The organism is Nocardioides sp. HB32 (genome assembly GCF_054058995.1).
Genome location: NZ_JBSSBS010000001.1, coordinates 4,206,208 through 4,217,930, shown reverse-complemented (window position 1 = coordinate 4,217,930; position 11,723 = coordinate 4,206,208). Strand labels below are relative to the sequence as shown.

The following is an 11,723-nucleotide window of genomic DNA, read 5'->3' as shown; positions in this document are numbered from 1 at the left end:
GGCGTGCGTGCGCACATCGGGAAGACGGCCGTTTGCGAGACTGGACACATGAGCGTGCCCAGGAGTGAGCCCAGCGCCCTCAGCCCGCAGGCTCGCGACGACGCCCTCGCGACGATGCAGGGGCTCGGCGGGCAGGCCGAGCTCGACGTGCTGGTCGTGGGTGGGGGAGTCGTGGGTGCCGGCGTGGCGCTCGACGCGGTGACCCGCGGGCTCTCCACCGGGCTGCTCGAGCAGCGCGACCTCGCCAGCGGCACCTCCAGCCGGAGCAGCAAGCTGGTCCACGGCGGCCTGCGCTACCTGGAGATGCTGGACTTCGGGCTGGTCCGGGAGGCGCTCGGGGAGCGCGGCCTGCTGCTGACCCGGCTCGCCCCACACCTGGTCCGCCCGGTGCCGTTCCTCTACCCGTTGACCCACCGGGGCTGGGAGCGGCCGTACGTCGCCGCCGGCCTCACGATGTACGACGGCATGGCGCGGCTGGGCGACGCCCCCGCCGGTCTGCCGCGGCACCGGCACCTCTCGCGCAGGAGCGTCGAGCGGATCGCGCCCGACTTCGACCCGGGCTCGCTGGTCGGCGCGATCAAGTACTGGGACTGCCAGGTCGACGACGCCCGCCTGGTGCTGACGATCGCGCGCTCCGCCGCCGCCCAGGGTGCCCAGGTGGCCACCCGGGTCAAGGTGACCGGGTTCCTGCGCGAGGGGGAGCGGGTCGTCGGCGTACGCGCGCGGGACCTGGAGCACGGTCGCGACCTCGAGGTCCGCGCAAGGGTCGTGATCAACGCGGCCGGGGTGTGGACCGACGAGATCCAGGAGCTGGTCGGCGGTCGGGGCGCCCTGCACGTGCAGGCCTCGAAGGGCATCCACCTGGTCGTGCCGCGGGACCGGATCCGGTCCGAGGCGGGGTTCATCGTGCGCACCGAGAAGTCCGTGCTGTTCGTGATCCCCTGGGGCCGGCACTGGATCATCGGCACCACCGACACGCCGTGGGACCTCGACAAGGCGCATCCGGCGGCGTCCCGGGCCGACATCGACTACGTCCTCGGCCACGTCAACGCCATCCTGCGCGAGCCGCTCGACCACTCCGACGTCGAAGGGGTGTACGCCGGGCTCCGGCCGCTGCTGTCCGGGGAGTCCGAGCCCACCTCGCGGATCTCCCGCGAGCACACGGTGGTCACGCCGGTCCCGGGCCTGGTGATGATCGCCGGCGGCAAGCTCACGACGTACCGCATCATGGGCCGCGACGCCGTCGACGCCGCCGCGCACTCCCTCTCCTCCACGCTCGGGCTCACGATCCGCTCCTCCATCACCGACCGGGTGCCGCTGGTCGGCGCCGCTGACTGGGAGACGCGCTCGAACCAGAGAGTGTTGCTGGCCCGGCGCTCCGGGTTGCACGTCGCCCGCATCGACCACCTGCTCGGGCGGTACGGCGGGCTCGTCGACGACCTGCTCGCGCTGGTCGCGTCGCGGCGACCGCTCGGGCTGCCGCTCGAGGGCGCCGAGGACTACCTCGCCGCCGAGATCGTGTACGCCGTCACCCACGAGGGTGCTCGGCACCTCGACGACGTCCTCACCCGGCGGACCCGGATCTCGATCGAGACCTTCGACCGCGGCGTCTCAGCCGCCCCCGTCGCCGCGGCCCTGATGGCCGCCGAGCTCGGCTGGGACGACGCCCGCACCGCCGAGGAGGTCGACCACTACCTGCGCCGGGTCGAGGCGGAGCGGCAGTCCCAGCTGATGCCCACCGACCAGGAGGCCGACGAGGCGCGGGTGTCGGTGCGCGACATCGTGTAGCGACTCCCCCTGAGTGGGCGGGCCGGCCCCGTTGACAACTAGAACACGTTCCACCGATGCTGAGACCCACGTCACAGCGTCACCTCAGGAGGGAACGTGACCCAGGCGCCCCCGCCGGCCGACATGAAGATGCAGCGCTCGAGCAGGGATTCGAGCACGTTGCCGACCCGGCTGGCCGACTGGCTGGCCACGCTCCTCCCGGACGGCGCCGACCCGGTGGTCACGCTGCACAGCGGCGTCGACGCCAACGGCATGTCCTCGGAGACGATCATCCTCGACGCGGACTGGACCGAGGGCGGCGTGCCCAGGCACGGGGAGTACGTCGCCCGCGTGGCGCCCGCCGCCGAGGACCTGCCGGTCTTCCCGAACTACGCGCTCCAGGACCAGTACGACGCCATCCGGCTGGTCGGCGAGCTGACCGGCGTGCCGGTGCCGGCGGTCCGCTGGATGGAGCCGACCGGTGAGGTGCTGGGCACGCCGTTCTTCCTGATGGACCGCATCGAGGGCGTCGTGCCGCAGGACGTGCTGCCGTACAACTTCGGCGACAACTGGCTCCACGACGCGAGCCCGGAGGACCAGAAGCGGCTGCAGGACAACAGCGTCGCCGTCCTCGCGGAGCTGCACGGCATCCCGGACGCCCAGCAGACCTTCGGGTTCCTCGCGCCGCACCACGACGGCGCGACCATGCTCGCGCGCAACGTCGCGCGCACCCGCGCCTGGTACGACTTCGCCGTCCCCGACATCGGCCGCAGCCCGACGGTCGAGCGCGCGCTGGCCTGGCTGGAGGCGAACCTCCCGGCCACCGACGAGGCCGTGCTGTGCTGGGGCGACTCGCGGATCGGCAACGTCATGTACCGCGACTTCGAGCCGGTCGCGGTGCTCGACTGGGAGATGGCCGCCATCGGGCCGCGCGAGCTCGACGTGTCGTGGATCGTCTTCGCCCACCAGGTGTTCGAGGCGATCACCGGGATGCTGGAGATGCCGGGCATGCCGCACTTCCTGCGCGAGGAGGACGTGAAGGCGGAGTACGAGCGGGTCGCGGGAGTCGAGCTCGGGGACCTGCACTGGTACCACGTCTACAACGGCGTGCAGTGGGCGATCGTCTTCATGCGCACCGGCGCCCGGCAGATCCACTTCGGCGAGGTCGAGCGGCCCGACGACATCGAGAGCCTGTTCCACCACAAGCCGCTGCTGGACCGACTGCTCGCGGAGGCCGGCGCATGAGCGACATCATCCCGCTCGACGAGTTCCCCCTGCACCAGGCGCCGCTGCCCCTGGCGTACGCCGACAGCAGCGACCGGAACTTCTACGACCGCTGGTACTTCAACGCCCACGACCGCACCGGTGACATCATGCTGGTCACCGGCATGGGCTACTACCCCAACCTCGGCACCAAGGACGCGTTCGTCCTCGTCGCCCGCAACGGCAAGCAGACCGCCGTCCACCTCTCGGACCTGATGGACCAGGACCGGATGAACCCGCGGGTCGGCAGCTACCGGATCGAGGTGCCGGACCCGCTGCGCCAGGTCCGCGTCGTCCTCGAGGAGACCGACGGCCTGGCGCTCGACCTCACCTGGGAAGGCACCTGCGAGGTGGTGCAGGAGCAGCCGCACGTGATGCGCAGCGGCAGCCGGGTGACCCTCGACGCCCAGCGCTTCGCGCAGCTCGGCGCGTGGAGCGGCACGATCGTCCTCGACGGCGAGGAGATCGCCGTCGACCCGGACGTCTGGCTCGGCAGCCGCGACCGCTCCTGGGGCATCCGCCCGGTCGGCGAGCCCGAGCCGCCGGGCGCGCCCGCGGACCCGCCGTTCGAGGGCATGTGGTGGCTCTACGTCCCGGTCCAGTTCGAGGAGTACGCCGTCGTCGTGATCATCCAGGAGGGCCCGGACGGCTACCGGACGCTCAACGACTGCACGCGGATCTGGAACGACGGGCGCGTCGAGCAGCTCGGCTGGCCGGTCATCGACGTCCACTACCGGTCCGGCACCCGGACCCCGACCGGCGCGACCATCCGGTGCGCGACACCGGAGGGCAAGCCGGTCGTGATGGAGGTCGAGTCACGGCTCGCCGTACCCCTGCACGTCGGCGGCGGGTACGGCGGCGACCCGGACTGGATCCACGGCACCTGGAAGGGCGAGCGCTTCGCGGAACGGGTCACCTACGACATGGCCGACGACGCCGTTCAGGGCCGCTTCATGTTCGGCTGCGTCGACCACGTCGGCCGGGCCACGATCGACGGCCACGAGGGCTTCGGCCTCTTCGAGCACTTCTGCATCGGCCGGCACGACCCGTCCGGCTTCACCGACTTCTTCACGCTCGCCCCGTAAACCCAGTCAGCAAACAGGAGACACCATGACCCTCGACCGCGACGCCTTCTTCATCGACGGCGACTGGGCGGCCCCCGTCACCGGCGACCTCATCGAGGTCGTCTCGCCCCACACCGAGCAGGTCGTCGCGACGGTCCCGGAGGGCAGCGCCGCCGACATCGACGCCGCGGTCGCCGCCGCCCGCCGTGCCTTCGACTCCGGCCCGTGGCCGCGGATGAGCCCCGAGGAGCGGATCGAGGTCGTCCAGGCCTTCTCGAACCTGTACGCCGGCCGGATGGGTGAGATGGCCGAGCTGATCTCCACCGAGATGGGCGCGCCGCTGTCCTTCTCCAACCTCGCGCAGGCGCCGGCCCCGTGGATGCAGATCGAGGCGTTCCTCGGCATCGCCCGCACGTACCCGTGGGAGGAGACCCGGGCGGGGTCGCTCGGCGAGGTCATCGTCCGGCGCGAGCCGGTCGGCGTGGTCGCGGCGATCCCGCCGTGGAACGTCCCGCAGTTCACGATCATGTCCAAGCTGGTCCCGGCGCTGCTCGCCGGTTGCACGATCGTGGTCAAGCCGGCGCCGGAGACCCCGCTCGACACCTACCTGATGGCCGAGCTGCTCCAGGAGGCCGGCGTGCCGGCCGGCGTCGTCAACATCGTGGCCGCGGGCCGCGAGGTCGGCGAGCACCTGGTCTCGCACCCGGGCGTCGACAAGGTCGCGTTCACCGGCTCCACCGCCGCCGGCCGCAAGATCGCCGCGGTCTGCGGCCAGCAGCTCAAGCGGGTCTCGCTCGAGCTGGGCGGCAAGTCCGCCGCGATCGTGCTCGACGACGCCGACCTGGCCGCCACCATGGAGGGCCTGAAGTTCACCGCGCTGATGAACTCCGGCCAGGCCTGCGTGGCGCAGACGCGCATCCTCGCGTCCCGCTCGAACTACTCGACGGTCGTGGACGCGCTGGCCGAGGCCGTCTCCGGCATGCAGGTCGGAGACCCGCTCGACCCGGCCACCGAGATCGGCCCGATGGTCGCGCAGCGGCAGCAGGAGCGCGTCGAGAAGTACATCGCGCTGGGCCAGGAGGAGGGAGCCCGCGTGGTCATCGGCGGCAACGGCATGCCCGACGGCCTCTCGTCCGGCTGGTACGTCCGGCCGACGATCTTCGCGGACGTCGACAACGGCATGCGGATCGCGCAGGAGGAGATCTTCGGCCCGGTCCTCTCGGTCATCCCCTTCGACGACGTGGACGACGCGATCCGGATCGCCAACGACTCGGAGTACGGCCTGGCCGGCACCGTGTGGACCGGCGACGTCGAGAGCGGCCTGGACGTGGCCCGTCGGGTCCGCACCGGCACGTACGGCGTGAACACCTACACGATGGACTTCGCCGCGCCCTTCGGCGGCTTCAAGAACTCCGGCATCGGCCGCGAGTTCGGCCCCGAGGGCCTCAGCCACTACACCGAGGTGAAGTCGATCTACAAGCCGTAGACCCGTTCGTAGACCCGTTCGTAGACCAGGTGGGTCAGTGCTGCCACCTGCCGGTACGGGTCCACCCCGCTGACCGCCAGCTCGGCGGCGACCCGCTCGTCGATGTCGTCGCCGGGCGGCGCGTCGCCGGGCAGGTGGTCGCTGAAGACCCGCACGCCCCACCAGTGGGTACGCCGGAGGCCGCGTGCCCCGCATGCCTCGTCGAGCTGCTGCGGGGTGTGCGCCCGGGCCGGCAGCCCGAGCCGGTTGGTGTAGCCGGAGGCCGACAGCGCCGGTCCGACCGCGGCCCAGTCGCCGAGGAGGCCGGGCCGCATCGCGAGCGCCAGGCCGTTGCGCACCAGCAGGCTGAGCCGGCCGCCGGGCGCCAGCGCCCCCACCAGCGCGTCCAGCATCGCATCGTCGTCGTCGAGGTACATCAGGACTCCGTGGCAGAGCACCACGTCGAACTCGCCCAGCGCGGCCGCCGTCTCCCCGGCGCCCTCGACGAGCGTCACGCGCCGTCGTACCTCGTCGGGCTCGTCCTCCAGCGCGGCGCGGAACCGGTCGAGCAGCTCGGAGGAGAGGTCCAGGCCCGTGACGGTGTGCCCGAGCCGGGCCAGCCGGAGCGCCTGGGTGCCCTGGCCGCAGCCGACGTCGAGCACGGCAGACGGCGGCCTCACGACCGTGTCGAGCTGGGTCGCGACCAGCGCCTGGCGAACGGCGTCGCGCAGCCGTCCGAGCTGGCGCGCCCACTGGTCCGTGCCCGCCCCGAACCTGTTCTCCACGAGACCCTCCCTCAGCAAACCTACCCGGAGGTAGCCTGACCCCATGAGCGCCCAGAACCCCGCCTCGCCCGGTGGCCCGGTGGTCGAAGGTCCGCACGACCCCGAGCACGACCCGCGAGCGTCGTACGCGCTCGAGCCCGAGTACACCGCAGCGCTGACCCGGCGCCTGGTCGCCACGTCGGGAACGACGGCGGAGGTTCGCTCGCCGCTCGACGACGCGCCGCTGGCGCACGTTCCTCAGAGCACCGAGGGCGACGTCGCCGACGCGTTCGCGCGGGCCCGGAAGGCGCAGCTCGCCTGGTCGCGCACCCGGCTCGACGAGCGGGCCGCCGCGCTGCTGCGGCTGCACGACCTGATCCTGGAGCGCCAGGAGGAGATCATCGACCTGATCGTGCTGGAGTCCGGCAAGGCGCGGAAGCACGCCTTCGACGAGCCCCTCCACGTCGCGCTGACCGCGCGCTACTACGGCCGGACGGCGCACCAGCACCTCGACAGCGAGCGCAAGAGCGGCGTCGTGCCCGGGCTGACCCGGGTCGAGGTCAACCGGGTCCCCAAGGGCGTCGTCGGCATCATCTCGCCCTGGAACTACCCGTTCACCATGGCGCTCTGCGACGGCCTCCCGGCACTGCTCGCCGGCAACGCCGTGGTCGCCAAGCCCGATGCCCAGACCATGCTGTCCGCGCTGCTCGCGGCCGAGCTGCTCGAGCAGGCCGGCTTCCCGAAGGACCTCTGGCAGGTCGTGTCGGGTCCCGGTCCGGAGATCGGCGGTGCCATCGTCGCGCGAGCCGACTACGTCTGCTTCACCGGCTCCACGGCGACCGGCCGGCTCATCGCGAAGGGCTGCGCCGAGCGGCTGATCGGCTGCTCGCTCGAGCTCGGCGGCAAGAACCCGCTCCTCGTGCTCCGCGACGCCGACCTCGAGAAGGCCGCCGAGGGCGCGGTGCGCGCGTCGTTCTCCAACTCCGGCCAGCTCTGCGTCTCGATGGAGCGGATCTTCGTCGCCGACCAGGTGTACGACCGGTTCGTCGAGAGGTTCGTGGCCCGCACCCAGGCGATGACGCTCGGGGCGACCATGGACTGGGGCAACGACATGGGCCCGCTGATCTCCCAGCAGCAGCTCGACACCGTCACCGCGCACGTGGAGGACGCGGTCGCCAAGGGCGCCCGGGTGCTCACCGGCGGCAAGGCCCGCCCCGACCTCGGCCCGTACTTCTTCGAGCCGACCATCCTCGAGGGCGTCACGCCGGACATGACCTGCTTCGGCAAGGAGACGTTCGGGCCGGTCGTGTCGCTCTACCGGTTCCAGGACGAGGCGGACGCGGTCGCCCGTGCGAACGACGGGCAGTACGGCCTCAACGCCTCGATCTACAGCCAGGACGGCGACCGGGCCCGCGCGATCGCCCGCTTCATCAAGTGCGGGACCGTGAACATCAACGAGGCCTTCGCAGCCACGTTCGCCAGCCTCGACGCGCCGATGGGCGGCATGCGCGAGTCCGGCATGGGCCGCCGGCAGGGCAGCGAGGGCATCCTGCGCTACACCGAGACCCAGTCGGTCGCGACCCAGCGGCTGATCCGCTTCTCGCCGCAGTTCGGCATGTCCGACGAGACGTACGCCAAGGTGATGACCGCCAACCTCCGCCTGATGAAGAAGCTGGGCCGGGCGTGACGGCTGAGCGGTTCGACTACGACGTCCTGGTCGTCGGGTCGGGCTTCGGGGGCTCGGTCACGGCCCTGCGACTCACCGAGAAGGGCTACCGGGTCGGCGTCCTGGAGGCCGGGGCGCGGTTCGAGGACGACGACCTCCCCGAGACGTCGTTCGAGGTCACCAAGTACCTCTTCAGGCCCGAGGTCGGCTGCTACGGCATCCAGCGGATCGACGCGCTCAGGGACTGCCTGATCGTCTCCGGCGCCGGGGTCGGCGGCGGGTCGCTGGTCTACGCGAACACGCTCTACGAGCCGCTGCCCGCGTTCTACGCCGACCCGCAGTGGAGCCACATCACCGACTGGCGCGACGAGCTGGCGCCGTACTACGACCAGGCCAAGCGGATGCTCGGCGTGGTGGAGAACCCGCTCCGCACCCCGTCCGACGACGTGATGGAGAAGGTCGCGACCGAGATGGGGGTCGGCGACACGTTCCACCCGACCCCGGTCGGGGTCTTCTTCGGCGGCCCGGGCGCCGGCATGGGCCAGCAGGTCGACGACCCGTTCTTCGGCGGCGCCGGCCCCGCTCGGCGTACCTGCACCGCCTGCGGCTCGTGCATGACCGGCTGCCGCCACAACGCCAAGAACACCCTGGTCAAGAACTACCTCTACCTCGCCGAGCAGAACGGCGCCCGGATCCTGCCGCTGACCACGGTCACCCGGGTGCGCCCGCGCTCGGGCGGCGGGTACGACGTGCACGTGCGCTACACGAAGGCGAAGGTCGACCGCAGGATCGGGCGGCGGGTCCTCACGGCCGAGCAGGTCGTCTTCGCGGCGTCCGCGCTCGGCACCCAGCGGCTGCTGCACCGGATGCGCGACGAGGGCCACCTGCCCCGGATCTCGCAGCGGCTCGGCTTCCTGTCGCGCACCAACTCCGAGTCGATCGGCGGCTCGATCGCGCCGGACCTCAGCGTCGACTACAGCCAGGGCATCGCGATCACCTCGAGCTTCCACCCCGACGCCAACACCCACGTGGAGCCGGTGCGGTACGGCCCCGGCAGCAACCTGATGTCGCTGCTCCAGTCGGTGCTGACCGACGGGGACGGCGACCAGTCGCGGTGGCGGACCTGGCTGCGGGAGATGTGGCGGCAGCGCCGCGAGGTCGCGAACCTCTACGACATGAAGCACTGGTCCGAGCGGACCGTGATCGCGCTGGTGATGCAGAGCCTCGACAACTCGATCACCACCTACACGAAGCGGATCCCGGGCACCCGCAGGCGCTACCTGACCTCCCAGCAGGGCCACGGCGTCCCCAACCCGACCTGGATCCCCGCCGGCAACGAGGCGATCCGGACCATGGCCGAGATCATGGGCGGCTTCCCGGGCAGCGCCGTCGGCGACGCGTTCAACAAGCCGCTGACCGCGCACTTCCTGGGTGGCTGCGCCATCGGCGACTCGCCCGAGACCGGTGTGGTGGACCCCTACCAGCGCGTGTACGGCCACCCCGGCCTGCACGTCGCCGACGGCTCGGCGGTGACCGCCAACCTGGGCGTGAACCCGTCGCTCACGATCACCGCCCAGGCGGAGCGGGCGATGTCGTTCTGGCCGAACAAGGGGCACACCGACCTCCGCCCCGACCTGGGCGCGCCGTATCGCCGGATCTCCCCGGTGAGTCCGCTCGCCCCGGTGGTGCCCGAGGACGCTCCGGGCGCCCTCCGGCTGCCCATCGTCGGCGTCAGCTGAGGTTCCGTCGGAAACCGTCGAAAAAACTCTTCGAAGAGGGTGTCCGACCCCGTAACCGCCGTCTGGACGCGTCGTTGAGAGGTCGGACCCGGTCAATACGCTCCCTCCCACCGCCGGGTCCCATGTCCAGGCTCTGTCCAGCAGATGCGTGGACGATCAGGGCCCGGCCATCCCTCCCTCCCCGGCCGGGCCCTGATGCGTTTCGCCAGTCGGGCGCGCGGAGCGCGTCCGGCGTCGGCGAAACGGGTCGAGTAGGCGCGATCCCCTGAGCCGAAGCGACGGGATCGACCGCCGTATCGAGACACCAGTCGATGGCGAGAGCGAGCGGCGACCTCGCTAGGCTCAGCGCATGACGCAGGCGGCGGAGCACGATCTGGTCCTGGTGGTCGACTTCGGGGCCCAGTACGCCCAGCTGATCGCCCGGCGCGTCCGCGAGGCGCGGGTGTACTCCGAGATCGTCCCGCACACCACGCCGGTGGCCGAGATGCTGGCCCGCAAGCCGAAGGCGATCGTGCTCTCCGGCGGCCCGTCGTCGGTCTACGAGGAGGGCGCGCCCGCCATCGACCAGGCGTTGTTCACGTCCGGTACGCCCGTGTTCGGCATGTGCTACGGCTTCCAGCTGATGGCCCGCGGCCTCGGCGGCGAGGTCGCCCACACCGGCGCCCGCGAGTACGGCCGCACCTCGGTCAGCGTGTCCAGCGAGGGCACCCTGCTCGCCGACGTACCCGCCGAGCACACCGTGTGGATGTCGCACGGCGACTCCGTGGTCGCGGCACCGGCCGGCTTCGACGTGCTCGCGTCGACCGACAAGACCCCGGTGGCGGCGTTCGAGGACGTCGGTCGCGGGCTCGCCGGGGTGCAGTGGCACCCCGAGGTGCTGCACACCGAGCACGGCCAGAAGGTGCTGGAGCACTTCCTGGTCCAGATCGCGCACTGCCGCCAGACCTGGACCATGGTCAACATCGTCGAGGAGCAGATCGAGAAGATCCGCGAGCAGATCGGCGAGCGCGGCCAGGCCATCTGCGGCCTCTCCGGCGGGGTCGACTCCGCGGTCGCCGCGGCCATCGTCCAGCGCGCGATCGGCGACCGGCTGACCTGCGTGTACGTCGACCACGGCCTGATGCGCCAGGGCGAGTCGGAGCAGGTCGAGCGGGACTTCGTGGCCGCGACCGGCGCCGACCTCAAGGTCGTGGACGCCGAGAAGCAGTTCCTCGACGCGCTCGCCGGCGTCTCCGACCCCGAGGAGAAGCGCAAGATCATCGGTCGCGAGTTCATCCGGGTATTCGAGGCCGCCGAGGCCGAGGTGCTGGGCGAGGCCGCGGCGGCCGGGGACAAGGTCGCGTTCCTCGTGCAGGGCACGCTCTACCCCGACGTCGTCGAGTCCGGCGGGGGAGCCGGCACCTCGAACATCAAGTCGCACCACAATGTCGGTGGCCTGCCGGACGACCTCGAGTTCGAGCTCGTCGAGCCGCTGCGCACGCTGTTCAAGGACGAGGTCCGCCTGGTCGGCGAGCAGCTCGGCCTGCCCCCCGAGATCGTGTGGCGCCAGCCGTTCCCCGGCCCCGGCCTCGGGATCCGGATCATCGGCGAGGTCACCCGCGAGCGCCTCGACATCCTCCGCGAGGCCGACGCGATCGCCCGCGAGGAGCTGACCCGCGCCGGCCTGGACCGCGACATCTGGCAGTTCCCGGTCGTGCTGCTCGCCGACGTCCGCAGCGTCGGCGTCCAGGGCGACCACCGCACCTACGGACACCCCGTCGTGCTCCGCCCGGTCACCTCCGAGGACGCGATGACCGCCGACTGGGCGCGGCTGTCGTACGACGTCCTGGAGCGGATCTCGACCCGGATCACCAACGAGGTGCGCGAGATCAACCGGGTCACCGTGGACATCACCTCGAAGCCGCCGGGCACCATCGAGTGGGAGTGACGCAGGTCTCTTCGGGAAATTGCGCGAAAAGCGGGACTTCACCCGTTCGGGTGGTTACAGTGGTACTC

The 11,723-nt window shown here is 71.5% G+C and carries 8 protein-coding genes; 7 read left to right on the top strand and 1 reads right to left on the bottom strand.

What is annotated here, in order from left to right:
- Window positions 1–48: 48 nt before the first annotated feature.
- The 4 genes from ACVW2K_RS21130 (at window position 49) to ACVW2K_RS21115 (ending at window position 5,580) form a co-directional block, all read left to right on the top strand.
- Window positions 49–1,788, top strand: coding sequence for a glycerol-3-phosphate dehydrogenase/oxidase (locus ACVW2K_RS21130; protein WP_457203858.1), 1,740 nt, complete (start codon window positions 49–51; stop codon window positions 1,786–1,788).
- Window positions 1,789–1,884: 96 nt separating this feature from the next.
- On the top strand, window positions 1,885–3,012 hold the full coding sequence (locus tag ACVW2K_RS21125) for a phosphotransferase family protein (RefSeq protein WP_457203857.1): 1,128 nt from the start codon (window positions 1,885–1,887) through the stop codon (window positions 3,010–3,012).
- Window positions 3,009–4,115: a hypothetical protein gene (locus tag ACVW2K_RS21120; protein ID WP_457203856.1), complete on the top strand. Its 1,107-nt coding sequence runs from the start codon at window positions 3,009–3,011 to the stop codon at window positions 4,113–4,115. Before ACVW2K_RS21125 ends, ACVW2K_RS21120 begins: the two co-directional genes overlap by 4 nt.
- A 25-nt stretch (window positions 4,116–4,140) precedes the next feature.
- Window positions 4,141–5,580: an aldehyde dehydrogenase gene (locus tag ACVW2K_RS21115; RefSeq protein ID WP_457203855.1), complete on the top strand. Its 1,440-nt coding sequence runs from the start codon at window positions 4,141–4,143 to the stop codon at window positions 5,578–5,580.
- Here the strand turns inward: ACVW2K_RS21115 and ACVW2K_RS21110 are convergent.
- A complete protein-coding gene (locus tag ACVW2K_RS21110; protein WP_457203854.1) occupies window positions 5,568–6,344 on the bottom strand; it encodes a class I SAM-dependent methyltransferase in 777 nt (258 codons plus the stop codon). The two genes, ACVW2K_RS21115 and ACVW2K_RS21110, sit on opposite strands and share 13 nt — an antisense overlap.
- Window positions 6,345–6,387: 43 nt before the next feature.
- Here ACVW2K_RS21110 and ACVW2K_RS21105 point away from each other — a divergent pair, with 43 nt between their 5' ends.
- The 3 genes from ACVW2K_RS21105 (at window position 6,388) to guaA (ending at window position 11,655) form a co-directional block, all read left to right on the top strand.
- Window positions 6,388–8,010, top strand: coding sequence for a succinic semialdehyde dehydrogenase (locus tag ACVW2K_RS21105; RefSeq protein WP_457203853.1), 1,623 nt, complete (start codon window positions 6,388–6,390; stop codon window positions 8,008–8,010).
- Window positions 8,007–9,728, top strand: a complete 1,722-nt coding sequence (locus ACVW2K_RS21100; protein WP_457203852.1) for a GMC oxidoreductase — start codon at window positions 8,007–8,009, stop codon at window positions 9,726–9,728. The genes ACVW2K_RS21105 and ACVW2K_RS21100 overlap by 4 nt, the downstream gene beginning before the upstream one ends.
- 349 nt (window positions 9,729–10,077) lie before the next feature.
- Window positions 10,078–11,655, top strand: a complete 1,578-nt coding sequence (guaA, locus tag ACVW2K_RS21095; RefSeq protein WP_457203851.1) for a glutamine-hydrolyzing GMP synthase — start codon at window positions 10,078–10,080, stop codon at window positions 11,653–11,655.
- Window positions 11,656–11,723 lie beyond the last annotated feature (68 nt).

Excerpts from the sequence above, each read along its gene's own strand:
- ACVW2K_RS21130 (WP_457203858.1), top strand. The coding sequence starts at position 49 with ATGAGCGTGCCCAGGAGTGAGCCCAGCGCCCTCAGCCCGCAGGCTCGC.
- ACVW2K_RS21120 (WP_457203856.1), top strand. The coding sequence starts at position 3,009 with ATGAGCGACATCATCCCGCTCGACGAGTTCCCCCTGCACCAGGCGCCG.
- ACVW2K_RS21115 (WP_457203855.1), top strand. The coding sequence starts at position 4,141 with ATGACCCTCGACCGCGACGCCTTCTTCATCGACGGCGACTGGGCGGCC.
- ACVW2K_RS21105 (WP_457203853.1), top strand. The coding sequence starts at position 6,388 with ATGAGCGCCCAGAACCCCGCCTCGCCCGGTGGCCCGGTGGTCGAAGGT.
- guaA (WP_457203851.1), top strand. The coding sequence starts at position 10,078 with ATGACGCAGGCGGCGGAGCACGATCTGGTCCTGGTGGTCGACTTCGGG.